Below are 25,753 nucleotides of genomic sequence, written 5' to 3' on the forward strand. Positions count from 1 at the left end.
TTGTGGTTAGGTTTTTAATAGGGGCGTTACTTTGCCCCTTTTTCATATTTCCGCTTTCTGCTGACGAAATTGATCAGCAGTTAGTGCGCGCTGATGCACTTCGCAGTCAAGACGTGGAGGCGTTTCGTACGTCATTGTCGGCTCTCAGTAATAAATCAGCCTCCTTTTCACCGGCCCAAGTCCAATACTTTAACTATCTCAATGCTTATAGCTTATCGTATTCAGGAAAACTCATAGAGGCAGTTCCACTTTATGAAAGTGTTTTTCAAAGTGCTTCAGATAAATCGTTACAACTACGAGCCAAAAATTCAATTCTCAACAACTACGCGTTAGTTCGGGATTTTCCCAAAGCACTTCAGCAAATTCCTGATATTGTTCCTCTACTTTCGTTAGCGAAAGATAAAGATAAGCACCTTTCAATTTTGACGATTGCGCTTTTTTATAATCAGTTGGAAGAGTTTGAGCAGAGTTTGCAGTACAGTGCTCGCGTAATTGGACAAGAGCTTTCTTCCCGCAATGCGTGTCTGGCTCACAATCTGCGTAGTGAGTCGCTGCACAATTTAGGACGACTTGACCGAGAAACGCTAAATACAACTATTGAGGTATGTAATGCGAGTAAAGAGCCAATCGCTCTGAATTTAGCAAAATTATGGCTTGCTCAACTGATGTTAGCATCGCCAGACAGTATCGCAGGGGCGTTAGACGCCTTACTTGCTATCCAAGCAGATGTTGAAAGTACTAACTATCCACGATTAACGTCAGAGTACTATACAGCGCTAGCACAAGCCTATTTTGCCAATAAGCTCTTTCATAACGCACAGGAGAGTGCGCTTAAAGGCGCGGAGCTTGCAAAAGGCATGGGATATTCAAAACCCAGAAAAACGGCATATTATATACTGTACCAGTCGGCAATAGAGAAAGGGGATAATGCACAAGCATTAGATGCATTTATTCAATACGCTGAGGCTGATAAAGCGTACCTTGATGAGTACAACGTTAAGCAAATGGCGATTCAACAGGCTAAGTTCGATAACCTCGAGAAGAATATCGAAATTCAGCTACTGGACAAAGAGAATAGCCTACTGAAAGCACAAGCAGCCCTTTCCCGAGAAGAAAAGCAAAATCACAGGCTGTTGATAACATTGCTTGCTTCCACCACGATACTTGTCCTTATGTGGGCAATAATAAATCGTAAGTTACATGCAGCACTTAGGGAAAAGGCGCAAACTGACTCGTTAACAAAAGTGGCGAACCGTCACTATTTTACTGAGTTGGCATCGAAAGCGCTTGATCGAATGTCAGAGCAGCAGGACGTATTATCTTTTGTAATTTTCGACCTTGATCACTTTAAGTCAGTTAACGATAGCTACGGTCATCCAACAGGCGATTGGGTATTAAAGGCAGTAGTTAACGCGGTGAGGAAACACTGCAGAAAAGAAGATGTTTTCGGGCGCTTAGGTGGTGAGGAGTTCGGCCTACTATTACCAGGGTGTAATGAGAAAAAAGCAAAAGAAATAGCGGAAAGTATGCGCAATAGTATCCGTCAGATTGATACAGCTGAAAGCGGTTTTACCTTCGATATTTCAGCAAGCTTTGGTATCTCCAGCACTGCGTCATCAAAGTATCAATTCGAGGCGCTGTATGCCAATGCTGATGAAGCTTTGTATGGCAGTAAAAAGCATGGCCGTAACCGAGTTTCTGTCTTCCCGGTTAATGGTGAAAGTGACGTTGGTAATGTTGGGCAAGCCTTTCAGCCTGCCTAAATATTACAACGAAAGAAAGTAAACAATGGGGCGTGTGCTGGCTTAATCAGCCAGCGCGCTCGCCGCGGCCACTTTGGTCGGGCTAATTTCTTCGCTTGGATAGCAGCCCAATACTTTGATGTAGCGGGTAATACCACGCAATGCATCAAGGGCATTTTGTACAGGGCCATCTTCTACATTGCCTTCTACATCAATGTAGAACATCTCTTCCCATGGATTGCCTGGAATAGGACGCGATTCAAGCTTCGTCATATTGATGCTGTTCTCTCGTAGCACCAACAAGGCCTCTACAAGTGCACCTGGCTTTTGGATGGTAGACATAACAAGTGTTGTTTTAGCAGGAACTTGAAGTGGAACCACTACTGGGTTGCGCGCAACAACGATAAAACGGCTATGGTTTTCTTTTTGGTTTGCTAAGTTACTCTTTATTGCCATTAGGCCGTACAAGTTACCACCCGCTTCGCTGCCTATTGCGGCTACGTCATCGCGTTTAAGCTCACTAACTGTCAACATGGCAGACGAGGTGCTGTCCATGGTTTTCACTTCTACGTTCCCTAGTTCTGCTAAGAAATGGCTACACTGAGTGAACACTTGAGGGTGAGCGTAAAGCGTTTTGATTTTATCGATACTGGTGTTGGTTCCCACTAACAATGTATGGCGGATAGGGTGGGTGAGTTCACCAATAATACTAAGTTGGGTATGCTGTAGTTGGTCATACACTTCATTGATACTGCCAGACGTCGTGTTCTCAATAGGCAATACCGCGTAATCGGCTTCAGTACTTTCAACTTTGTGAATAATTTCAGCAAAGCTCTGACAGCCAATTTCCAGCAATTCGCCTGGGCGACGAGAGAAGTACTTTTGCGTTGCTAGATAAGAGTAAGAGCCCTTGTCGCCCAAGAATGCCACTCGGTTTAAGGGCAATGTACTGCCAGGGTTAGCGCGTTCAGCAAGCATAGCCTGCTGGTTTAAAACAGAGTCTTCAATAATAACGTGGAAAATTTGTGTCACATAATGAGGGTCTAAGCCGATGTTTTGGCCTTCTTTTATTAGGCGCACCAATAGCTGTTCTTCTCGCTTTTGATCTCTCACAGGAATGTGATGCTTTATTTTCGTCTCAGCCACTTCGTTGGTTAGCTTTCTGCGTTCTGAGAGTAAAGTAAGTAATTCACTGTCTAAAGCGGTAATCCGCTCTCTAACAGTATCTAATGCATTGTCTGACATATCATTCCCGTGCGTATCGTATAAGAAAATTCTGCTAAAAAAAAACCTCCCAGTTGGGAGGTTTTCATGCATGTAGCCGCGCCTCCCTAGTTAAAGGATATAAACGCAAAAAAGAAAAGTGCTACGTGCATAGTATTCTGTTTCATAGGTTTGAATGTATGTTGAACGCCTATGTGTGTCAACCCATTTTTACAAATTGAATAGTTGTTTTTAATGTGGAGGACTTGAAAAAGTAATTAAAATGCGCTTTTGGCTTTATAAAAAGCCAAACGGTTAGGGCATGAAGCGTTGGCAGGTGCCGTAAATATACACCTGCCGGTGGGTAATTTGAGAACGCCGTTAAATATTTTTGCGCTTAGTTACCTAATAGTGCTGAAAGCATTTGTCTTACTTCGTTGGGCTCAAAAGGCTTATCGCATAGCGCGTTCACACCTGTTTGCTGAATATTAGCCATATGTGCACTGTCAGCTGACTCTGACGTTACCATGATAATCGGTATATGTGTGGTTTCTGGATTAAAGCGGATAAATTCCGATAGTTCCCTGCCATCCATTTCGGGCATATTGTAGTCGGTAACCACGAGGTCAAAAGGTTCATCTTTTATATAAGTTAGCGCCATTGCGCCATTCTCTGCTTCTTTTATGCGTTGAAGCCCCATGCCTTCTAGTACCCGTCGAATATGATTACGCGCTAATTTACTGTCATCAACAAGTAGTACGCGAACATCGTGTACGTCAAATAGTTCTAATTCTAGTTCATCGTGATTGATTAAATCTAAGCTTGCGTTTAACGCACGAGACAAATGAAGGGGTTCAAATGGTTTAGGAAGAATTGCCGCAACACCCGCCTGCTTAAACTCTTCTAGTTTGCTCAAACGATTTTCACTGGAAACCAACATGAAGGGAATTGTTTTAAATGCGTCGTCTTCTTTGATGAATTTAAGTAGTTCTAGTGCGGTTCCATCTTCGTAGTACATCGCGCTTACGATTAGGTCAGCACCGTGCGCTTTTACCGCTGAACGAGCTTCGGAAAGGGTACTGACGGGGTCAATTTCCTTTACGTGTTCTTTTAACAACAAAGTGGTGATGATCTTTCTTTGTGTGTCAGAAGGCTCAACTAAAATAATGTGTAGATCAGAAATTGACAGCTTTTCCATTTCAGACTCTTTTTGTTATATGTTTATGAAAAAGTGAGAGCTCGCTAGCTGGCTAGCGTTACATTAGCCCCCAGCAAGCTTAACTTTATACCCTTTATCGGTAAGTAGTGTGCGGAGCTTTTCCCTGTCATCAGTTTGTACTTCAATGACACCGTCTTTCACTGCGCCGCCGCAACCACATTTTTTCTTTAGCTCAGAGCCTAGCTTTTTCAGCTCATCAGACGCGAGGTCTAATCCCTTAATCAGAGACACCCCTTTTCCTTTGCGACCTTTAGTTTCCCTGTGAATACGAACAACGCCGTCAGAAGACACCGAACGCGCTTGCTCTTTTGGCTCAGGCTTTATTTTGCCACTTTCAGTACTATAGACCAAAAGGGCGTCTTGCCAGTCTTGCATACATACCTCAATAAATTGCGTCTTTCCATCTAAATGGCGATAAAAAAAGCATTACCATACGAAAGTTTAAGATGACTTTCATGGCGATGTGTAAAAGTTCAACTAGTATAAGAATAGCAAAGTTAAAAGCATGTGATGAAGCATTTCTGCTTACATTTTTAAGGAGCGAATATGGAAATAACGTCGAGCTATCAAAATCAAGGGAAAGTACTAGTGGTAGATGTAGGCACTAAGTTTGACTTTAGTAAGGTAGAAGACTTCAGAAACGCCTATGGCGAACTGGGCGCCGATGTCTCTCACATCACCGTAGATTTATCGCGTACTGAATACATGGATAGCTCTGCCTTAGGTATGTTGTTAAACATGCAAAAGACACTCGCTGAAAGAGAATTAACCTACAGTATCGAAAATGCCCGTCCTCAGGTTGCTAAAATCCTGAAAATATCTCGATTCGATAAAAAGTTCGACATTAAGTAAGAAAAGCAAGTCGCTAAATTAACATTTTATCGAAGAGACATACGTGAAGATCCTCATTGTTGACGACGAGGCTATCAACCGTACATTGCTTACTAACATGCTTTATAACGCAGGTTATAAAGAGTGTATCGAAGCGGTGGATGGTGTTGAAGCTATCAAAAAATTTACGCACGAAAAACCCGACTTGGTTTTGTTGGATGTTGTGATGCCTGGGCTCAGTGGTTTTGACGTTGCACCCAAAATACGCAAGCTTGCGAAAGGGCCGTATCTACCTATTCTTTTTATCACCGCTTTAGAAGATAAAGAAAGTTTAGTGAGGTGTCTGGAAGTTGGCGGGAACGACTTTGCCACAAAGCCCTTCGACCGACACATTCTAATTGCCAAAATTCGAGCCCACTTAAAAATACGTGCTTTGAGTGAACACATAGAACAGCAAAATAAAGCACTTCGTTTATTCAATCAAAGAGTGGCGAGAGAGCACGCCATCGTGGAGCATATTTTTAGCCACGCTATTGTCAATCGACCCGAGGTAATGGCGCATTTCGACTGCTTCCTAAAGCCAGCTGAAACCTTTAATGGCGATCTCTTTCTATGCGAATCAAGCCCTAGTGGTGGTATTTATTTTGTGGTGGGAGATTTTACAGGCCATGGTTTGGCGTCTGCAATTGGTGCGTTGCCTGTAACCCGAGCCTTTCAGGAACTCAGCCAGCAAGGGGTATCTATTTCTGAGATTATTTCAGAATTAAATCGAATTTTAATTAAGTTTCTACCAAGTGACATGTTTATGGCCGCAGTGGTGGGCGAAATTAATGCGGGGGGCAATAGAATAAACTTATGGCAAGGTGGAATGCCGGCTGTCATTGTTCCTGCGAAAACTGATTTAGCATTGCGCTGCATTCCCTCACGTCACATGGCATTAGGGATCCTAGACGAGCATGAACTCAACACCGATTGCGATACCATTCAATTAGGATGCAATGAACAGCTTGTAATTTGTAGCGACGGGCTAATTGAGAGTACTAATCAAGAGGGAGAAATGCTTCTTGAGGAAGGCTTGGTAAGAATAGTAAAAGAGCAAATGCAGACGCATGGGAAAATAGAATCCAATTCACTTTTTCTTAAGGCGAAAGAGCATTGCGCAGCCTCTTCATTTCACGATGATGTCACGCTAGTCGTGTTTACCTCTCAACCCATTAAAACGCCCGTATCACCAAAGATGGATTTTGGATTGCCATCGGTGCATGAAGTTGCGCTTGACGCACAACATTTGAAACAGCCTGACATTCTTCAACGCGTGCTACAGCTTGCGGGGCAATGTGAGGGCATTCAAGCGGTGCGTTCGATAATTTATACCGTGTTGTCGGAACTGTTTAATAATGCGTTAGAGCATGGGATCTTGAAACTCGACTCAAAACTCAAAGCTGATAGTACAGGGTTCCATCAATATTACGAAAACCGCGAGGCTTCACTAAAAGCGCTTAGTCACGGGCGAATTAATATTAGGATAGAGTCTTTACCCCTTAAAGGTAAGGTGCTGATAGCGGTTGAAGATAGTGGTGAAGGCTTTGAGTGGAACAAGGCAAGTACGGTAGGCCGGCGTCATTCCGTTCATGACGAAAGCTTTGGGCGTGGGCTCCCTTTGCTTCACGCGCTGTGCGAACGAGTGTGGTTCGAAAATGGCGGGAGTAAAGTAATTTGCTTACTTGATACTAAAATTTAGGCGCCTTTAGAAAATATCTTTACGAGCAAAATGTTCATATTCATGTTTCTCTGAGGGCTTTTAAACTCTCACTTTACAGCTCTAGTCGTTGAGTACAGTTTACATAGACTTGCTTACTTAGTCATCGCTGTAAATCTGTCCATCTAATCCAGCAATTAATCGAATTTAGCTTTTACCGAGTAAAAGTTTTATCGATACTCAAATTTCATTAACCGCGGGCGTTTCTGCGGTGACACAAGAAGTAGGGCCCCATGCTGAAATCATTTCTTAAACTTTTCGAAGACACGCATAAGCGCACAGAGCCAACGTATACCGTTGAATTGGCGACTGCTGCATTACTTAGTGAAATTGTTAACGCTGATAATGAAGTAACGGATAGCGAGAGAAATGAATACGAGAAACAGCTCAGAAAGCATGTAAACATAGATGAGGAAGCGATGTCGTTGTTGCTTGAAAGAGGGCAAGAGACGGCTGACGATTCAGTTGACTTAGTGCGTTTTACTCAAGTACTAAATAAACACTGCAGCGCTGACGAGAAAAGAGATGTGATAAAGAGCCTCTGGGCTATTGCATACGCGGATGAATCTTTAGCGCCCCTTGAAGAGAGTACTATTCGTCAAATAGCTGATTTATTGTACGTTCCCCATAGCCAATACATTAAAACTAAACTTGAAGTAGTTGAAAGGACATAGCGTTCATCATCACTCAGTTAGTCTTTTTTGTATTAGCTAAAAAAATGGATTCAAATTTAGCGACCTGTACCTTACTATTGTGAACAAATAATAATAAAAGCTTAGCGGTGACAGTGCTGTTTCAGAGCCTATGGCATCACTTGCTTACAACAGCTTGCAGTACTGAAGTAAGGGTAGTTGAGTGTTTAGAACGTTGAAAATCCCAATTGGGCTTGTCATTGCATTGACGATGTCGGTGCTGGCGCTCTCTGTGGTAATTGTTAATAAATTAGAACACAACGCTTCTGTGGTGGATGTGGTTAAAGGCAATACCGCGACGTTAAGTAACGCTTTGTCGCTGCAGTTATCGGTTGTCATGGAACGAAGTCCCGGTGATAACGCATTATTTTCCTCTCTTTTTCAACCGATAAAAGAACACGATAATCTTATTTCCGCCACGCTATATGACAACGACTATCAAGTCATTTCCACTATTCAACCTGATTCCTTAAGCCAGCTTTCCAATCAATCTGTTCCTCTTGATCCTGCAGAAATTCCATTTGGTGTTACGCAATACGACAATGTTATCACTGCCCATCAAATTGTAGGTAGTAGCCTATACCCACTTGGACATGTTGTTCTTTATGTGGATATTGAAGACACCATGGCGGCAAGTTCAGCCCGCCAGCTCATTAAGCAAGTGCCTATCGTTATCGCGGTTTGGCTGCTTTGCACTGGCACTTGTGTCTTTATTTTATACCGTTTGATTTCTCCTATTGGGTCGCTGAGGCAGTTTACTCAAGAAGTATTTGAGTCAAAAGACTATGCGCTGCGCAGTTCACTTAATACATCTAATGAAATTGGACAGTTATCGAATAACATTAATAGTTTATTGGATACCATTGAAGTTGAGTTACTTATCAACTTTGAGCAAAAGCAAACATTGGTTGATCAACAAGAAACCATGTCTCGTCTGGCAAACTTCGATAGTTTAACCGGTCTGCCCAATCGACAGTTTGTTCTCGATAACTTAAGACTTGAGCTAGCCAGAGCCAAAAGAAATGATGAAGACTTACTGCTCCTGTTTTTTGATTTAGATGGGTTTAAGGGCATCAATGATTCTTTAGGACATGAAACCGGAGATCTCATTCTAATAGAGGTTGCTGACAGAGTTCAGTGTTTGCTGCGCGACGGCGACTTATTCGCGCGATTGGGAGGTGATGAGTTCTTAGTACTGCCCGATAGAGATGTGACTACCGACCAAGCGCAAAGCTTGGCAACGCGACTTATTACCGCATTTGATGAGCCTTTTGAACTGCGTGGCTTATCACTAACGGTAGGTTTAAGCGTTGGAATCGCTACGGCTTCCGATGCGAGCTACGACCTAAGCGAGCTGATGAGCAATGCAGACCTTGCAATGTATCGTTCAAAAGCGCGAGGGCGGGGCAGCTACACACTGTTTACACCTGATATGGTTGAGTCACATAAGCGTAAACTCCACTTAGCTAACGGTATTGAGCAAGGAATCAGCAACGATGAATTTGTTGTTTATTACCAGGTTAAAGTTAACAACGAAGGGAATGTAATAGGCGTAGAAGCGCTTATTCGTTGGCAACATCCTGAATTTGGCTTGGTCATGCCGAACGAGTTTATCCCCATTGCTGAGCAGGGCGGTAAGATCACTGCAATTACCCGTTGGGTAATTAAGCGCGTTTGTATTGATATGCCAGATCTAAAACAATGGGCCACGTCTCCGTTTAGAGCCTCAATCAATTTATCTGGACATGATTTGCGAAGCTCGCAGCTGTTTGACTACATCTACAATACTTTCAAGCTCTATGACATCAACCCAGAAAACATTGAATTTGAAGTGACAGAAAGTGCGAATCTAGAAAACTTTACTCTTTCAAACAAGTTCTTCAGACGCATCGGAAACATGGGGTGCGCCATAGCTCTAGATGATTTTGGAACGGGTTACTCCTCGTTAAGTTACCTGACGCAAATCAATATCGACACGCTAAAAGTTGACCGACAGTTTGTAATGGAAATTCAAACTTCAGAACGAAGCCGTCTTGTGACTGGGGCAATTATTGATTTGGCGAAAAGACTGTCACTCTCGGTATGTGCTGAGGGTATAGAAAACCTTGAACAGTGGAATTACCTTAGAGAGCATGGATGTGACAATGTGCAAGGATTTATGTTTAGCAAGCCCATCCCCTTATCGGAGCTCACTTGCTCTCCCTCCCATTACAGCGATAGTAGTTTCTCTGTATAGCAAGGTATCGATAAAACCACTTTGACATACAGTGTTTCAAAGTGGTGTTTCTTTTTTGCAACATTTAACCTGTATGCTGAGTGGTTGATAGTACACTTATTTGCATATGCTGCTGTTTTTAATGTGCTTTTTCTTTTTGGTCTGAAAATCGCATAAGCAGTTTGAATGCAATTATGATAGTGGTTAATTGAAGACTAGTGGTAGTATCCATGAGCTTTAATAGCAGCATAACCTGATAACACAGGGCTGGTATCAAAGCGGATTGAGAAGGATTTTAAAAGCGTTTAGCGGAGGATTCATGATGAAACGTCTCGAAAAAGTTTTCTTAGCACTTTGTGCTGTTGCTGCAGTACAAGCCATTTCAGTAGCGGACGCGTACGCAAGTCCAGCGCGTTCGTTGATGCAGGAATTAGACACAGATAAAGATGGTCTGATATCACTTAAAGAAGCGGTTCGACACACAGGTCTACTGCGTAACTTTGGGCTGATTGATGACAACGAAGATGGCAAACTTTCCGAAGCCGAATTGGCAAAAAGCAAGTTGACGCCAGGCAATGAAAAGCTCACAGCAAGTGAGTAGATAAAATAATATATTTAAGAGGGTAAGGTTCTGATAAACAAGGTTTCGTTTGGTGAACGCTTGGTACAACTTGGTTCACTAAGGCAGTTGACGCTAGGTAGTTTTGTACTGGCCCTTATCCCTCTTATAGCCTTACTTTGGCAAAGTCAAAGCGACTTAGCCAAAGTGGGTCAAATGACAACACTTGAAACACGGTTTGTTGTCGATGTTGTTAGCGACATGCAAAGACTCGATAACGCGGTCGTTGACGTAGAGCGCAGCATTCGCCAATTTGCTGTGTTGAGAAATGAAAGGGTGGCCTCTCTTTCTGATAACGCCATCGATCAATTTGCCGTGGCCGCTGACAATCTATGTCAGGCTCTCTCGGTACCAACTACCTGCACACGACTTTCAGAACAGCTAAATCAATTAGCCGAATATCGAGCGATTGAAGACCAGCTTTTACTTAATGCATACCTTGCGTCAGTGGGCGATAGCGTCGACCAGCTTCGCGACGATGTAGAAGCCGCTATTACTGAACGTGTCAAAGTCCAGCAAGATGATTTAAATGCCATGCAAGCAAAACAAGCTTGGTCTACAGCTATGCTTGTAAGCGTTTCGTTATTGCTAATACTGATGGGGAGTCAACTTATTGTGAACCCCGTTAACAACTTAAAAAAGATTATAAGGATCATGGCCCACAGCGATGGTCAGCTTCCACCCCTTTCAAGACAAGCGCCAAAAGAACTGATTGATGTAGAGAAAGATTTACATTGGCTTTATGATCGACTACAGCAGTTGGAGCATATTAGAACCGCCTTGCTTCGACACGCTGCTCACGAGCTCAAAACTCCGCTTGCCAGTATTAAAGAAGGCTGCAGCTTGTTGTCTGAAAACGTGGTGGGCGAGTTGAATAACAGTCAACGCGAAGTACTTTCGCTACTTACTGCTAGCACGCAAAGGCTCAACACGCTGGTGGAAAAGTTGCTCGACTACAACCTGCTGTTGCAACAAGCTCAGCCAAAAATGGTACAAAGTGACGTTAGTAAGTTAGTTTCTGCTTGTTTAGAAGATTACGCGCTCGCCATTCAGGATAGAGAAGTGGAAGTAAAGATAACTGCGTCCGAGGTGCGTATAGACGAGGAGCTGTTTAGAAGAATACTTGATAACTTGGTGTCCAATGCTGTCGCGCATGGCGCAGTGGGAAGACCGATAAATATTAGCCTTTATAACGAAAACGATAATCTTGTACTCGATGTTGCCAATCGCGGTAAGCGTATTGCTCCAGAGTCAGTACATACTTTATTTGAACCTTTTATCCGAGGAACCGAGCCGAGAAACGACAATGTCATTGGGACGGGTTTAGGGTTATCAATTGTTGCCGATTGCGCTCGACTGATGCATGGTGATGTGCGTGTTGTAGATGTAGACTATGCCGATGTTTGCTTTAGAGTGACCATTGGGCAACAGGAAAAATAAAATGAGAATAAGTGGTTTAATTGTCGCCTTACTGGTGCTGACAGGATGTCAGAGTTTAACCAGGAACAACGACAACGCAGGTGAGCCAGAAAAGGTGACGCCTGTAGCTAAAATAGAACGTGGCCTTTGTTTATTTGTTGAGCCTCCACAGGGGTTCGAGCACAATTGCGATGCAACCTATTGGCTTAACGCGTGGATTGACGCGGCCAACCAACCTTGGTTAGAGCGTAAGCAAGCATTAAAAGCGTTAGGTGATACAGCATCTGACACGCTTCACGCCTACGTTTTAACACTACCAACAGATACACCTTATCAAGACAGGTTGCGCGCGCAGCTTGCCCTAAATGATATTGCTGGAACATTTACACCCACTGCGCAAGAAGTGGTGACTGTTATTGCTGCGTCGCACAACAATCAGATTATGCAGCTTGAATCTGCCATGGTGGTGTTGGAGCAAGAAAATACTTCTCGTGGCGAGAAAGTAAAAGCACTTGAAATTGAAGCAGTTAACCTGCGCAAAAAACTAGAAGAATTGTTGCAGATTGAAGCAACACTGATGGATAAAAACAGGAGTACACAACAGTGAGCGAAAAGGCGAGTAGTAACCCTAACTTATTGTTGGTAGATGACGATAAGAGCTTATTGCGCTTATTAACCATTCGTCTGGAAGGCGAAGGTTATGAGGTGACCGCAGTGGAAGACGGTCAATCAGCGTTAAGAAAGCTTCAAAACGACAACTACGATGTAGTATTAAGTGACTTGCGTATGCCGGGCTTAGATGGTCTGAGTTTGTTTGAAGAAATTATGGGAATTAGAAAAGATATTCCTGTAATTCTGATGACGGCTCACGGCACCATTGCTGATGCGGTAGCAGCCACTCAGCGTGGTGTATTTGGGTTTTTGCCTAAACCTGTCGATCACGACGAATTACGCGCGCTGCTGCAAAAAGCACTTAGCCAGTCTCAAGCTGCACAGCCTGGGGATTGGGCAAAGGACATCATTACCCGTTCTCCAGAAATGCTAAATGTACTAGACCAGGCGTTCCGCATAGCTCAGCGTGAAGTGTCTGTGCTTATTAGCGGCGCGAGCGGTACAGGTAAAGAGTTACTTGCTAATGCCATTCATAAAGCCAGTAACCGCAGCGACAAACCATTTGTGGCTATTAACTGTGGAGCATTACCTGAAAACTTGCTTGAGTCTGAGCTATTTGGTCATGCCAAAGGTGCGTTTACCGGTGCTGTAGCTGCTCACCCTGGTCTGTTTAGAGAAGCCGACGGCGGTACCTTGTTCTTGGATGAGATTGGCGATATGCCGATGACGCTGCAGGTAAAACTGCTGCGTGCATTACAAGAGCGCCAAATTCGTCCAGTAGGTAGCAGCAAGCACGTAGACATCGATGTGCGTATCATTTCTGCAACGCACAAAGACTTGCACAAAGAAATGGAAGAAGGCACCTTCCGCGAAGATTTATATTACCGTCTAAACGTGGTGAACCTAAAACTTCCGTCGCTGAAATCGCGAAGTGAAGATATTCCACTTCTGGCTCGCTCGCTGCTGCAGCAAAGCGCACAGCGTCATGGCGTGAATGTAAGCCAATTTTCTGATGACGCGATGCAACAGCTGGTAACCTCATCTTGGCCAGGTAACGTACGTCAGCTTGTGAATGTGGTCGAGCAGTGTGTTGCGTTAACGCAAACGCCTGTGATTCCGCTTCACTTAGTAGAGCAGGCCTTGTCTGCCACTAAACAAAGCTGGCCAACGCTTACAGAGGCTAGAGACGCGTTTGAACAGCAATACTTGCACAAGCTTCTTAAAATGACCGACGGCAACGTAACGCGCGCGGCAGAGCTTGCTGGTAGAAATAGAACTGATATGCACAAGCTTATGAAAAAGCACGAGCTAGACGCAGCTGATTTCAGATAGACATAGTCGAGCTTAGAGAGTTATTAAACGCATCACTTTTTAGTGATGCGTTTTTGTTTTGCGATACGAAAAGCGTAGGGCTGGAGTTATGCTGGAAGGTGCTCTGAAAAAATAATGGTTTCAACTGTGCGGGCGTGGTTTTTTAAGCTTTCTATCTCAACATCTAAAAAGTCACGTGGTTCATCAAACAGTAGGCATAACGTACCCAATTCATAGCCATCTTTGTTGCGCAAGATAGCACCTGCGTAAGCTCTTATGAAAGGGCTGCCAGTAACCAGCGGGTTATTAGCAAATAGCTTATCGGTTTTAGCGTCGGGAACAATTAAGTATTCTTCTTCGGCTATCGCGTAGGTGCAAAACGAGATATTACGCGGTGTTTCGGTAGCATCCATACACTGGCGAGACTTAAACCATTGACGATCTTCTGCAACAAGGCTTACTAAGCAGGTTTTAGCATTAAACTCTTCTTGTACAGCTTTGGTGAGCTCGTCAAGTTGTTCGCTTGGGGAAGTATCTAAAATATCTAACGATTCAAGCGCAGCAATACGCGCTTTCTCATATTCATGGTTCATTGGGGTTATTTCACGGTAAATAATGGTGTAGTACCAAAATAGATAAGAGCAGTAGTTTACCGCTGAATTAGAAAAACGCTATCTATTAAAAAATATTGATAGGCTCAATGTCAGTTGCTCGTCATCAAAACAGTGAATTCTGCTCTGGTTGAGTTTTAATAGACAGGTTATTTAGCGCGAGTGATGGAGTAGTGTTGTTATACAAATCGATAAGCTGCTGCGCTAACCAGGGAGCATCTTTGTTGTCTGGGCGGTGACAAAAAAAGTACACGTCTTTTCCTTCACTTTGCCAAATCTTCACTTTTTTCACCCAAGGCAATAAACAGCGTTGGTTGTCATCATCAACATCATTGCCTACAAAGCGCACAATGGGAGTATGGCCTGTAGCAATAACATTTACTGGTACACGAGGCTTTTTCTCTCGCACTTCCTCTAGCATCGCTCGTCTATTGTTTCCCCCTGCGTCTAAAGAGCCAGTGAAAAGCGCTCGGGTGTCCATAATGATTCTGTTCGCACCGTGGCGGATCAAAATTTGATTAAGCGCCTTTTCCTCGTCACCCTTTGCAAAAAATGCCAGGTGGCGCACCTCAACCGCTACGTTTAATTCTTGAGGTAACGCCGCTAAAAAGGTATCCAAAATGGGTAGCTTTTCTGGCCCAAAAGAAGCGGGCAGTTGCAGCATCATGACTCCTAGCTTTTCTTTTAACGGGCTTAATAAAGCAAGCTGTTGGGCAACCTCTTCATCACAATGCTGTAATTGATGTACATGAGTAATGTTCTGGTGAAACTTGAAAGTAAATCTGAAGTGGTCGGGTACTGAATCGCACCATCTCGCTACAGCGTCTTGGTGGGGAAGAGAGTAAAATGTGGTATTCCCTTCAACCGTATTACACTCCTTGGCATACAGCGACAATCCATTATCAGACTTGGGATAATTAGCAAACCACGTGCTTGGCCAATGGCTGTGTTGCCACATTGGCAATCCAATATAGAGATTTCCTTGTGATATGGCTGATTTGTGCATATTTGTCATTGGGCTTTATCAAGCATTTGTTTATACTATGCGGCCTTTAAATCATTACATTATGCATGTTGTGGGCGGGCCAGCTAATTGGCCAGCAAGTTTACGCGATTTTTGGCAAAGTCTTAAGCCCAAAAGTAAGCGGTTTTGAACGCCAATTCACAGCATGCGAAGCAAGAAAAAACATCAGGGGTCAAGGACCATGCGCACAGATTACTGTGGGAATATCGATTCATCATACATTGGACAAGAAGTTACCCTTTGCGGGTGGGTTAATAAGCGTCGCGATTTAGGCGGTGTAATTTTCATCGACTTACGCGACCGCGAAGGTATCGTACAAGTGGTGTTCGACCCAGATTTACCAGACGTGCTATCGGTAGCTAACACCTTGCGTAGCGAATTCTGCGTGAAGCTAACGGGTAAAGTGCGTGCGCGCCCTGAAGGTCAAGTTAACAAAGACATGCGCACAGGTGAGATTGAGATCCTAGGCACAGGCCTTGAAGTGATCAACAAGTCTGACGTACTTCCACTAGACTGGAACCAAGAAAACTCAGAAGAACAGCGCCTTCGCTATCGTTATCTAGATCTTCGCCGTCCTGTAATGAGCCAGCGTTTACAATTCCGTGCAAAAGTAACCGGTGCTGTACGTCGCTTCCTAGAAGAAGAAGGTTTCCTTGATATTGAAACCCCTATTCTTACTAAGGCAACGCCAGAAGGTGCACGTGACTACCTAGTGCCAAGCCGCACGCACAAAGGTGAGTTCTTTGCACTTCCGCAATCGCCACAGCTTTTCAAACAGCTTCTGATGATGTCGGGTATGGATCGTTACTACCAAATTGTTAAGTGCTTCCGCGACGAAGACTTACGTGCCGACCGTCAGCCAGAATTTACCCAAATCGATATTGAGACCACGTTCTTAGATGCCGATGGCGTAATGTCTATTACCGAGCGTATGATCCGCGACTTGTTCAACAAAATGCTAAACGTTGACCTTGGTGACTTCCCGCGCATGACGTATAAAGAAGCCATGACGCGCTTTGGTAGCGACAAGCCAGACCTACGTAATCCGCTTGAGTTAACCGACGTTGCAGATTTGCTTGCCAACGTTGACTTTAAAGTATTCAGCGGCCCGGCAAATGACCCTAAAGGTCGCGTTGCGGCTATTCGCGTACCTGGCGGTGCGTCACTTTCGCGCAAGCAAATTGACGAATACACCAAGTTCGTAGGTATTTACGGTGCGAAAGGCCTAGCATGGATTAAAGTTAACGATGCTGGCGCTGGTCTTGAAGGCCTACAGTCGCCCACCCTTAAATTCCTAACGGAAGACATCACTAACGCCATGCTAGAGCGCACTGGCGCACAAAGTGGCGATATTCTATTGTTCGGTGCAGACAGCTACACTGTGGTTACTGAAGCGATGGGCGCACTTCGTCTGAAGCTTGGTGAAGACTTTGAGCTTCTTGAAGGCGAGTGGAAGCCACTTTGGGTTGTTGACTTCCCAATGTTTGAAGAGTTCGACGGTCAGCTTCACGCTATCCATCACCCGTTTACTGCACCACGTGGTCTAACGCCAGAAGAACTTAAAGCTAACCCAGCTGAAGCCTTATCTGATGCGTACGACATGGTATTGAACGGTGTTGAATTAGGCGGTGGTTCTGTACGTATTCACAATGAAGACATGCAGTCTACGGTATTCAACATTCTTGGCATTGACGATGAAGAAGCGAAGAACAAGTTTGGCTTCTTGCTTGACGCGCTGCGCTTTGGTGCGCCGCCGCATGCAGGTCTTGCGTTTGGTCTAGACCGTCTGGTAATGCTTATGACTGGCGCGACGTCTATTCGTGATGTCATGGCATTCCCTAAAACGACCACAGCGGCATGTCCGTTAACATCGGCGCCTAGCCCTGCAAATCCACAGCAGCTTGAAGAGCTAGCTATTGCAACGGTGAAAAAGCAATCGTAATTTATGGCGTATAAGAAGCCTGAATCTGCACTGGTAGTGTTGTATGACCAACACTACCGAGTGCTGCTTTTGCAACGACAAGATGACCCCACCTTTTGGCAGTCGGTAACCGGCGCGTTAGAAGAGGGGGAGTTACCCTTAGAAACAGCATATCGTGAAGTGTGTGAAGAAATTGGCATCGATGCCAAAGCGCACGGCTTTGTGGTTAACGATCACGATAAGCAAAACCAATACGAAATTCGTAGCCGCTGGCTACATCGCTATCCTCCTGGTACTGTGCACAACACAGAACACGTATTTTCCCTTCAAATAAACAGCGATTTACCCCTTGTCTTAACAGAGCACTTGCAGTACGAATGGGTGTCGAAAGACGAAGCGCTCGCGCGTTTATGGTCTCCCTCTAATAAAGAAGCGGTATCTTTGTTTGTACCGAGTGTGCCTTAATGGTTATACTGGGTATAGATCCAGGTTCTCGGATTACAGGCTACGGCATAATAGCGCGAAAGCAAGGTAAGCTAGTGTATGTGGCGAGCGGATGTATTCGCGTTGGTACAACCGATTTGCCTTCACGTCTTGCTAACATTTTTACCGGCGTTGGCGATATTATTCGCCAATATAAGCCTGAACAGTTTGCTATTGAGCAAGTATTCATGGCGAAAAACCCTGATTCAGCGTTAAAGCTTGGTCAAGCGAGAGGTGCAGCTATCGTTGCAGCCACTCAAGCGCAGCTTCCAGTAGCTGAATACAGTGCAAGGCAAATTAAGCAGTCGGTAGTTGGCAAAGGTGGTGCTGATAAAACGCAAGTTCAGCACATGGTTAAACACCTGTTGAATTTAAGCGGTACACCGCAAGCCGATGCTGCTGACGCCTTAGCCGTTGCCTTATGTCATGCACACACCGAACAGAGCCTAATAAATATGGCAGGACAAGCTCGCAAAACTGTACGCGGACGCTTGCGCTAATCCTGCTCAAAGCTAACGCTTTTACAGAGATTATTCATGATTGGACGAATTCGCGGTACGTTGGCTGAAAAGCAGCCTCCAGAAATTCTTGTAGATGTAGCCGGTGTTGGCTACGAAATTCATATGCCTATGACCAGTTTTTACCAGCTGCCAGCAGTCGGTGAGGAAGTGGTGGTGTACACACATTTTGTGGTTCGTGAAGACGCCCAATTGCTGTTTGGTTTTGCTGATAAAATGGAAAGAGGGCTTTTCCGAGAATTGATCAAAGCCAACGGTGTAGGCCCAAAGTTAGGCCTTGCTATTTTATCTGGAATGTCGGCAAGCCAGTTCTTGGCAAGTGTACAAAATGAAGATGTTTCTGCACTCGTCAGCTTACCGGGTATAGGTAAGAAAACCGCAGAGCGTTTAGTGGTAGAGCTTAAAGACCGCCTAGCAAAATTTGGCAAGGCGCAGAGTATTGCTGTACCACCTCCAAGTGGCGACTTGCTATCCACCAACACTATTGTTGCTGTAAACGACGCTCGGGAAGAAGCACAAAGCGCGCTTATTGCACTGGGCTATAAACCTGCTCAAGCGAGCAAGCTAGTCGACAGCGTATATAAAGAGGGCATGGAAAGTGAAGCCCTTATTCGCGAATCATTAAAAGCGGCCATATAATGGCGCTCAACGAAGACAGCGGTTCTTAGTCTGCCTGTCTTCACGTCACCGTTTAAAGTAGAACTATCATGATTGAAGCCGACAGACTGATTACGCCTGAAGCCAGCACCGAAGACGAGGTCATCGACCGCGCCATTCGCCCTAAAATGCTGGAAGACTATACGGGGCAGCCTCACGTATGTGAGCAAATGGAAATTTTTATTCAAGCTGCGCGTAATCGCGACGATGCGCTAGACCATCTACTTATTTTCGGTCCGCCAGGACTGGGTAAAACCACGCTTGCGAACATTGTGGCAAATGAAATGGGCGTGAACATTAAAACCACGTCAGGCCCCGTGCTTGAGAAAGCTGGGGACTTGGCTGCACTGCTTACCAACCTTGAGCGCAACGATGTATTGTTCATCGATGAAATACATCGCCTAAGCCCAGTAGTAGAAGAAATTCTCTATCCTGCCATGGAAGACTACCAGCTTGATATTATGATAGGCGAGGGGCCTGCAGCCCGTTCTATTAAACTGGATCTCCCTCCGTTTACTCTTGTGGGCGCAACCACGCGCGCAGGCTCGCTAACGTCTCCATTACGCGACCGTTTCGGTATTGTTCAGCGCCTTGAGTTTTACAACGTAAAAGACCTCACCAGTATTGTGGCAAGAAGCGCCAGCTATCTTAATTTAGACATGAGCGAGGAAGGCGCGCAAGAAGTGGCACGTCGCTCGCGGGGCACGCCGCGTATTGCCAATCGTTTGTTACGCCGTGTTAGGGACTATGCCGAAATCAAATCTGACGGTACTGTGGTCGCCGACGTTGCTGCTAAAGCTTTAGATATGCTTGACGTAGATAAAGAAGGTTTCGATTACATGGACCGCAAATTGCTTACTGCTATTATCGAAAAGTTTGATGGTGGGCCAGTAGGCTTAGACAATTTGGCAGCAGCCATTGGTGAAGAGAAAGAGACCATAGAAGACGTAATTGAACCCTTCCTTATCCAGCAGGGCTTTTTACAGCGCACGCCTCGAGGCCGTATTGTGTCGCAGCGCGCTTATCTTCATTTTGGCTTCGCTCCGTCAGAATAATTTACCGTCCCTTTGTAAGAAGGTTGAGATTCGTTTTAAAGGCCTAGCAGGATTGCTGGGCTTTTTTTGGCAATACAGAAAATACAGAAGCCGTTTCAAACGCTACAAGAAAATGCTCGTATGGGGGAGCTGTCAGTTCAGAGCATTGAAAGGGGATAGCGAATTATTGCGTAGCGCAGGTTAAGCATGGGCCGCCAATATTTTGTGTTGTACCGATGCTAAATTACAGGCAAAAAAAAGCCCGCTCATTGAGCGGGCTAAAACAACAAGTGTTGAAGGAAATAAATCCAGGGAACTCATGTCTAACAGGAGAATAACTCTTGCATGACCGTGCTAAGCACCATCACGCTCTGTACGACTGATGCTGTGCATTATAGAGAGAGCAGAAAAAACCACAATTGAGTAAAATTGTGGTTTTGAATTAGAAAAACTAATGTGTTAACTGGGTGTTTAATATTGGTTTGATTTTGATTAAATGTTAGATTTTATGGGGCTTGTGAAGTGTTTTTGTTCTGTATTTTGTCGCGATAATTAGTTATTTCAACTCTGCTTTGGATTATTAAATTTTTGGGTAAGGGAATAGTTATGCATTTTCATCAGGTAAGAGTGTATTACGAAGATACCGACGCAGGCGGTATCGTCTATTATGCGAATTACCTAAAGTTTATGGAGCGAGCCCGTACAGAGTGGCTTCGCGAGTTAGGTTTTGAACAAGACACACTGATGGAACAATCCATCGCTTTCGTCGTCAAACACGTTGAAATGCATAACTATGCGCCTGCACGGTTTAATCAACTGTTGAGTATTGAAACTCGCGTTGTAGAATTAAAAGGCGCTAGTATGACGTTTCAACAAATTATTAAAAATGAACAAGGCGTTACGTTGGTATCGGGAGATATCAAGGTTGCCTGCGTCGATTTGGCCGTTATGAAGCCAAAAAGATTACCACGTACTTTGTTAGGGGAAATTTCGCGTGTCATCTGATCTCACTTTTATTGGCTTGTTTTTACAAGCGAGTTTTATTGTTCAACTAGTTATGCTTTTGTTGCTAAGCGTGTCGATAGCGTCGTGGACGTTTATCTTCCAACGCAGCAAAGCGTTGTCGGCGGCACGCAACGAAATGCGTCAGTTTGAAGATAAGTTCTGGTCAGGCGCTGACCTGAATCGTCTTTATCAAGAGCTTTCCGCCAGAACTAACCTAACAGGCATGGGCAGCATCTTTTGCTCAGGCTTCAAAGAGTTTGTTCGCCTGCGCAAATCTAACACCGCCACCAACGGCATTGTTGACGGTACATATCGTGCCATGCGTGTTTCTATGTCTCGCCAAGTCGAAGAATTAGAAAGTCGTTTACCCTTTTTAGCCACGGCGGGCTCAATCAGTCCTTACATCGGTCTATTCGGTACTGTGTGGGGGATCATGAATGCCTTCATCGCACTAGGTGAAGTGCAGCAAGCTACCCTTGCTATGGTAGCCCCCGGCATTGCAGAAGCGCTTATAGCGACTGCTATTGGCCTGTTTGCCGCTATTCCTGCGGTTATTGCCTACAACCGTTTCAGCCATCAGGTTGAGAAGCTAGAAAATAGCTACGGCAACTTCATGGAAGAGTTCTCTGCAATCCTTCATCGCCAAGCCGTTGCTGCGCAAGCACAACAACAAGCCTAAGCGTTTACATTCCAAACGGAGGACTTGTTATGTATGTAAGAAAACGCCGCAGGCCGGTATCAGAGATAAACGTAGTGCCCTACATCGACGTGATGTTAGTGTTGCTTATTATCTTTATGGTAACGGCGCCGCTTATTTCTCAAGGGGTAAAGGTAGATTTGCCTAAAGCAAGTGCCAACCCGATAGAGCAAGAAGATACACCACCTATTATTGCGTCAGTGGATGTTAAAGGTCGCTACTTCCTTAATGTAGGCGAAGACCAGGAATCGCCAATTAGCGAAGATGAGCTTGGCGCTATTGTAAAAGCACAATTGACCAAAGAGCCCAATACGCCCGTAGTGGTAAAAGGCGATGGACAAGTAGCGTATAACGAAGTGATACAGCTAATGGTGTTATTACAGCAGGCAGGTGTACCTTCAGTAGGGTTAATGACGGATCCGGTTGAGTAATATAGATATGTCGAAACCTGAAGTGTCGAAAAGCACGTCAACCGCTAGTCACTCAAACAACGCGAGTAACGGTGTAAGTGGTGATAAAAAGAACGGCAAACGTGCCAAGCAAGCCAACAGTATAAGCCCAGAACAAGTAGGCTTGTACAAGTCCATTGGTTTGCATCTTTTTATTGCTGCGCTGTTGCTAATTAGCGTCAGTTTCTCTCCTGACCCTTTGCCGAGTATGCCGTCGAATGCGCCTGTGATAGAAGCGACGTTTATTGATGCGCAAGCGATTGCGGATAAAAAAAGGGAGCAGGCACGAGCTGAAGCTCAAGCAAGAGCCGAAGAGCAAGAAAGGCAAAGAAAAGCAGAAGCCGCGGCAGAGAAAAAACGCCAGCAGCAGCTAGCAGCCAAGCGTGCGAAAGAGAAGCGTGAAGCAGAAGCGGCTGAAGCGAAACGTCAGAAAGACTTAGAGCGCTTAGCGGCGCAGAAGGAACAAGAGCGTAAGGAGCGCGAAGCAAAAGCGAAAGCTGAGGCTGAGCGAAAGAAAAAAGAAGCAGCTGAACGCGCTGAAATGGAAAGGATCATGCAAGAGCAGCTTGCAAAAGAACAAGCTGCTCAGCAAGAACGTAGGCGAAAACAGGTACTTACTGAAGTAGAGCGTTATACCGCGCTTATTCAGCAAACCATAAAGCGCAATTTGTATTCGGACGACAGCTATCAAGGCAAAACCTGTCGATTGAATATTCGGTTAGCAACGACAGGGTTTGTTACGAGTATTCGTGTACTCGGCGGCAATGATGCGCTGTGTAGAGCGGCTGAAAGCGCGGTTCGCAGGGCCGAAAAGTTACCGGTATCTGATGCGCCAGACGTTTACGAGCAGTTAAAAGACATTACTTTAAAAGTGGAATTATAGTGGTATGAAAAAACTAGGTTTATGGATAGCGCTTATTACGATGGCATTCAGTGCCAAAGTGTTTGCATCCTTAGAAATTGTGATAACCGAGGGCGTAGATAGTGCACGTCCAATCGGGGTTGTGCCATTTAAATGGAAAGGTCAGGGCAGCATGCCTGGCGATATTTCTAAAGTGGTGATGGCCGACTTAATGCGTAGTGGTAAGTTTAATCCGGTATCTGTCGACAAAATGCCACAGTACCCGGAGACAGCGGAGCAAGTGTCTTTCACTGCATGGGCAACCTTAGGTGTGGACACGGTTTTAGTAGGAAGTATTGAGCCACAAGGAGGCGACCGTTACCTTGTATCCTATGAGTTGATTGATGTACTTAAAGGGCAAGTTGACAATGGGCAAGCTAAAGTACTCAAAGACGGCAATTTGGTATCGAGTAATGATCACGTACTAGCCGCCCGTCAGGCAGTGATCAACGGCCGAGATTTTCGCCAGTATGCGCATCGAATTAGCGACATTGTGTATGAAAAATTGACCGGTGTTCGCGGTGCATTTTTAACGAAAATTGCTTACGTCATTGTTCGCGACCGTGACACGGTAGAAAAACCTTACCAATTAGTCATTGCAGACTACGATGGTGAGAACGAAACGCGCTTGTTGTCTTCGCCAGAGCCGCTTATGTCGCCAGTGTGGTCGCCTGATGGCGAGAAGCTTGCCTACGTTAGTTTTGAAAATCGTAGACCGCAAATATTCATTCAGAATATCTACACCAGCGAGCGTACGCGCATTACTGATTTCCCGGGAATAAATAGTAGCCCGGTGTTTTCACCAGATGGCAAGCAACTTGCAATGGTTTTATCGAAAGATGGAAACCCTGAACTCTATGTGATGGACTTAGCGACAAAAAATCTTCGCCGAGTAACACGAAATAGAGCGATTGATACGGAGCCCGCGTGGCTACCAGACGGCAGTGGGTTAATATTTAGCTCGGAACGGGGTGGTAAACCCCAGATATATAGCGTAAATTTAAATTCTGGGAAAGTAAGGCGAGTTACCTTTGTAGGTGAACAGAACCTTGGCGGTACGATTTCCCCAGACGGCAAGCAAATGATTATGGTAAACCAAACTAATGGGAACTATCACATTGCGAAGCAGTCTTTGGATGGTGGATCACCTCAAGTACTGACACGGACGTACTTAGATGAATCACCAAGCGTAGCGCCGAATGGAAGCATGATCATATACAGCACCCTTCACGAGGGAACCCAAGTGTTGTCACTGGTTTCTTTAGATGGGCGTTTTAAAGCTAGGTTACCAGCAGCCAATGGGCAAGTTAAATCGCCAAGTTGGTCACCATTTTTGTTCTAACAATTTAACGACTAAACAATAAAATTTAAGGATTAGTAGGATGCAAATGAATAAAGTGATGAAGAGCTTCATTATCGCATTGCCAGTAGTGACAATGATGGCATGTTCTTCAGGCCCTAGCGAAGAAGAATTGGCAGCAGAGCGTAACCGCCTTGCTCAAGAACAAGCGGCTGCAGAAGCAGAGGCACGTGAAGCAGAAGCACAGCGCGTTAAAGCAGAAGCTGCACAGCGTATGAAGCGTCAGGAAGAAATGGTTCAGCAAGAAATGGAAGCGCTGAAGAACGAACAAACCGTTTACTTTGACTTTGACCGCTCAAGCATCAAGCCAGAGTTCCAGCGTATTCTAGACAAGCACGCGGCGTTCTTGGTGAAAAACCCAAGCACTAAAGTGACTATTGAAGGTCACACTGACAGCCGTGGTACGCCTGAGTACAACATCGCGCTAGGCGAACGTCGTGCACAGTCTGTTGAAACTTACCTACTTAATGCTGGCGTAAGCAGCAGCCAAGTAACCGTGGTTTCATACGGTGAAGAAAAACCAGCAGTGATGGGTTCTACTGAGTATGCGTTTGCTCAAAACCGTCGCGGAGTGGTTGTTTACCGCTAATGACTATTCTAACGAATAAGACATTAAAAATGGGCGTCACTTTATGTGCCGCCCTTGCTGTTTCTACCGCATTTGCGCAAGCGCCTGTGGTAGACGCCAATGGCGGCAGTGAATTAGAGCAGCGTATTGTTGTGCTAGAGCGTATTGTTAAGAGCCGAACCGAAATGCAACACAGGCTTCAAACGCAACTAGACAATATGCAAATGGAAGTCGACCAGCTGCGTGGTGCGGTTGAAGTTAATACCAATGAACTTCAAAAAGTACTTGAGCGTCAGCGTGAGCTTTACCTTGAAATAGATAAACGCGTGGAAGCACTTAAGCAAAGCGGCGCGCTACAAGGTAGTGCCATGCCTAGTGCAGGTGTTGATTCGGGCTCTGTGAGCTCTCCAACAGCATCTACGCCAACGCAAGCTCCGCAAGCAGGTGAAGATGAAGCCTACGAAAATGCGGTGAATTTGATCCTTAAGTCTCGTGAGTACGATAAAGCCATTCCTGCGTTTCAATCGTTCATTTCACGCTTTCCCAACAGTGGTTACGCACCAAACGCGCACTATTGGTTAGGGCAGTTGCTGTTTAATAAGCAGCAGTGGAGCGAAGCAAGTGAGCAATTTAATATTGTAGCTAATCGCTTTACCGATTCTTCCAAGCGTCCTGATGCCTTATTAAAACTAGGTGTCATTGCTGAGCGAACGGGAGACAGTTCAACGGCACGTCAGCTATTCCAACAAGTTGTAAATGATTACCCTGATTCTTCGGCAAAACGCCTCGCTGAATCTCGGTTAAATAACTTGTAATGAACAAAGCCTCTTTTAAAGAGGCTTTTTTATGAGTTAGAGAAAAGTTTTTTTCAAAAAATTCCATTTAGAGTGCATAAAACTTCTG

At 44.9% G+C, this 25,753-nt stretch carries 26 protein-coding genes; 21 read left to right on the plus strand and 5 right to left on the minus strand.

Annotation, left to right across the window (positions count from 1 at the left end; all coding sequences use genetic code 11):
* Positions 1 to 2 precede the first annotated feature (2 nt).
* Positions 3 to 1,763, plus strand: coding sequence for a GGDEF domain-containing protein (locus MHM99_RS21365; RefSeq protein ID WP_239219041.1), 1,761 nt, complete (start codon positions 3 to 5; stop codon positions 1,761 to 1,763).
* A 42-nt stretch (positions 1,764 to 1,805) separates the two neighbouring features.
* Here the strand turns inward: MHM99_RS21365 and pheA are convergent, their stop codons facing one another.
* The 3 genes from pheA to yciH form a co-directional block, all read right to left on the minus strand.
* Positions 1,806 to 2,987, minus strand: a complete 1,182-nt coding sequence (gene pheA / locus MHM99_RS08905; protein ID WP_039227282.1) for a prephenate dehydratase — start codon at positions 2,985 to 2,987, stop codon at positions 1,806 to 1,808.
* 355 nt (positions 2,988 to 3,342) lie between these two features.
* On the minus strand, positions 3,343 to 4,143 hold the full coding sequence (locus MHM99_RS08910; protein WP_014948846.1) for a response regulator: 801 nt from the start codon (positions 4,141 to 4,143) through the stop codon (positions 3,343 to 3,345).
* A 63-nt stretch (positions 4,144 to 4,206) separates the two neighbouring features.
* Complete coding sequence (gene yciH, locus MHM99_RS08915; protein WP_014948847.1) at positions 4,207 to 4,539, minus strand: stress response translation initiation inhibitor YciH; 333 nt, start codon at positions 4,537 to 4,539, stop codon at positions 4,207 to 4,209.
* Positions 4,540 to 4,710: 171 nt separating this feature from the next.
* Here yciH and MHM99_RS08920 point away from each other — a divergent pair, with 171 nt between their 5' ends.
* The 8 genes from MHM99_RS08920 to MHM99_RS08955 all read left to right on the plus strand — a co-directional run bounded on the left by MHM99_RS08920 (position 4,711) and on the right by MHM99_RS08955 (position 13,643).
* Positions 4,711 to 5,016, plus strand: a complete 306-nt coding sequence (locus MHM99_RS08920) for an STAS domain-containing protein (RefSeq protein ID WP_014948848.1) — start codon at positions 4,711 to 4,713, stop codon at positions 5,014 to 5,016.
* A 43-nt stretch (positions 5,017 to 5,059) separates the two neighbouring features.
* Complete coding sequence (locus MHM99_RS08925; RefSeq protein WP_049585867.1) at positions 5,060 to 6,736, plus strand: fused response regulator/phosphatase; 1,677 nt, start codon at positions 5,060 to 5,062, stop codon at positions 6,734 to 6,736.
* 251 nt (positions 6,737 to 6,987) lie between these two features.
* Positions 6,988 to 7,428, plus strand: coding sequence for a TerB family tellurite resistance protein (locus tag MHM99_RS08930; protein ID WP_239219043.1), 441 nt, complete (start codon positions 6,988 to 6,990; stop codon positions 7,426 to 7,428).
* A gap of 181 nt (positions 7,429 to 7,609) precedes the next feature.
* On the plus strand, positions 7,610 to 9,682 hold the full coding sequence (locus MHM99_RS08935; RefSeq protein ID WP_239219045.1) for an EAL domain-containing protein: 2,073 nt from the start codon (positions 7,610 to 7,612) through the stop codon (positions 9,680 to 9,682).
* A 298-nt stretch (positions 9,683 to 9,980) separates the two neighbouring features.
* Positions 9,981 to 10,262, plus strand: a complete 282-nt coding sequence (locus MHM99_RS08940) for a calcium-binding protein (protein ID WP_223866688.1) — start codon at positions 9,981 to 9,983, stop codon at positions 10,260 to 10,262.
* Between the two features lie 60 nt (positions 10,263 to 10,322).
* A complete protein-coding gene (locus MHM99_RS08945) occupies positions 10,323 to 11,720 on the plus strand; it encodes a HAMP domain-containing sensor histidine kinase (protein ID WP_110287782.1) in 1,398 nt (465 codons plus the stop codon).
* Position 11,721: 1 nt separating this feature from the next.
* Positions 11,722 to 12,306 (plus strand): hypothetical protein, encoded by a 585-nt coding sequence (locus MHM99_RS08950; RefSeq protein ID WP_014948856.1) that lies wholly within the window; start codon positions 11,722 to 11,724, stop codon positions 12,304 to 12,306.
* Positions 12,303 to 13,643, plus strand: coding sequence for a sigma 54-interacting transcriptional regulator (locus MHM99_RS08955; protein ID WP_014948857.1), 1,341 nt, complete (start codon positions 12,303 to 12,305; stop codon positions 13,641 to 13,643). The genes MHM99_RS08950 and MHM99_RS08955 overlap by 4 nt, the downstream gene beginning before the upstream one ends.
* Positions 13,644 to 13,729: 86 nt before the next feature.
* On the opposite strand, the gene MHM99_RS08960 is transcribed toward MHM99_RS08955, so the two are convergent.
* Together MHM99_RS08960 and MHM99_RS08965 are read right to left on the minus strand one after the other, a co-directional pair.
* Positions 13,730 to 14,215, minus strand: coding sequence for a GAF domain-containing protein (locus MHM99_RS08960; RefSeq protein ID WP_110287783.1), 486 nt, complete (start codon positions 14,213 to 14,215; stop codon positions 13,730 to 13,732).
* A gap of 124 nt (positions 14,216 to 14,339) precedes the next feature.
* Positions 14,340 to 15,191, minus strand: a complete 852-nt coding sequence (locus tag MHM99_RS08965) for a DUF72 domain-containing protein (protein ID WP_239219047.1) — start codon at positions 15,189 to 15,191, stop codon at positions 14,340 to 14,342.
* A 247-nt stretch (positions 15,192 to 15,438) separates the two neighbouring features.
* Here MHM99_RS08965 and aspS point away from each other — a divergent pair, with 247 nt between their 5' ends.
* From aspS to ybgF, 12 genes are all read left to right on the plus strand, one after another.
* Positions 15,439 to 17,199: an aspartate--tRNA ligase gene (gene aspS, locus MHM99_RS08970; protein ID WP_239219049.1), complete on the plus strand. Its 1,761-nt coding sequence runs from the start codon at positions 15,439 to 15,441 to the stop codon at positions 17,197 to 17,199.
* Between the two features lie 3 nt (positions 17,200 to 17,202).
* Positions 17,203 to 17,643, plus strand: coding sequence for a dihydroneopterin triphosphate diphosphatase (gene nudB / locus MHM99_RS08975; protein WP_014948861.1), 441 nt, complete (start codon positions 17,203 to 17,205; stop codon positions 17,641 to 17,643).
* Positions 17,643 to 18,161: a crossover junction endodeoxyribonuclease RuvC gene (gene ruvC, locus MHM99_RS08980; RefSeq protein WP_025254596.1), complete on the plus strand. Its 519-nt coding sequence runs from the start codon at positions 17,643 to 17,645 to the stop codon at positions 18,159 to 18,161. The genes nudB and ruvC overlap by 1 nt, the downstream gene beginning before the upstream one ends.
* A gap of 36 nt (positions 18,162 to 18,197) precedes the next feature.
* Complete coding sequence (ruvA, locus tag MHM99_RS08985; protein WP_014948863.1) at positions 18,198 to 18,818, plus strand: Holliday junction branch migration protein RuvA; 621 nt, start codon at positions 18,198 to 18,200, stop codon at positions 18,816 to 18,818.
* Positions 18,819 to 18,886: 68 nt separating this feature from the next.
* The gene (ruvB, locus tag MHM99_RS08990) at positions 18,887 to 19,891 is read left to right on the plus strand and encodes a Holliday junction branch migration DNA helicase RuvB (protein ID WP_187446117.1); all 1,005 of its coding nucleotides are present in this window, start codon (positions 18,887 to 18,889) and stop codon (positions 19,889 to 19,891) included.
* Positions 19,892 to 20,476: 585 nt separating this feature from the next.
* Positions 20,477 to 20,875 (plus strand): tol-pal system-associated acyl-CoA thioesterase, encoded by a 399-nt coding sequence (gene ybgC, locus MHM99_RS08995; protein WP_187446118.1) that lies wholly within the window; start codon positions 20,477 to 20,479, stop codon positions 20,873 to 20,875.
* The gene (gene tolQ, locus MHM99_RS09000) at positions 20,865 to 21,554 is read left to right on the plus strand and encodes a protein TolQ (protein ID WP_014948866.1); all 690 of its coding nucleotides are present in this window, start codon (positions 20,865 to 20,867) and stop codon (positions 21,552 to 21,554) included. The genes ybgC and tolQ overlap by 11 nt, the downstream gene beginning before the upstream one ends.
* 29 nt (positions 21,555 to 21,583) lie before the next feature.
* Entirely contained in the window at positions 21,584 to 22,003 is a 420-nt protein-coding gene (tolR, locus tag MHM99_RS09005) for a protein TolR (protein WP_061485248.1), read from the plus strand.
* Positions 22,004 to 22,010: 7 nt separating this feature from the next.
* Complete coding sequence (gene tolA / locus MHM99_RS09010) at positions 22,011 to 22,904, plus strand: cell envelope integrity protein TolA (RefSeq protein ID WP_187446119.1); 894 nt, start codon at positions 22,011 to 22,013, stop codon at positions 22,902 to 22,904.
* A gap of 4 nt (positions 22,905 to 22,908) precedes the next feature.
* Positions 22,909 to 24,264, plus strand: coding sequence for a Tol-Pal system beta propeller repeat protein TolB (tolB, locus tag MHM99_RS09015; protein ID WP_014948869.1), 1,356 nt, complete (start codon positions 22,909 to 22,911; stop codon positions 24,262 to 24,264).
* A 40-nt stretch (positions 24,265 to 24,304) separates the two neighbouring features.
* Entirely contained in the window at positions 24,305 to 24,871 is a 567-nt protein-coding gene (gene pal, locus MHM99_RS09020) for a peptidoglycan-associated lipoprotein Pal (protein WP_014948870.1), read from the plus strand.
* Positions 24,871 to 25,665: a tol-pal system protein YbgF gene (gene ybgF / locus MHM99_RS09025; protein ID WP_014948871.1), complete on the plus strand. Its 795-nt coding sequence runs from the start codon at positions 24,871 to 24,873 to the stop codon at positions 25,663 to 25,665. The genes pal and ybgF overlap by 1 nt, the downstream gene beginning before the upstream one ends.
* Positions 25,666 to 25,753: the final 88 nt, after the last annotated feature.

It is taken from the genome of Alteromonas sp. MmMcT2-2, assembly GCF_022348305.1.
In the GTDB taxonomy this organism is placed as follows: Bacteria; Pseudomonadota; Gammaproteobacteria; order Enterobacterales; family Alteromonadaceae; genus Alteromonas; species Alteromonas macleodii.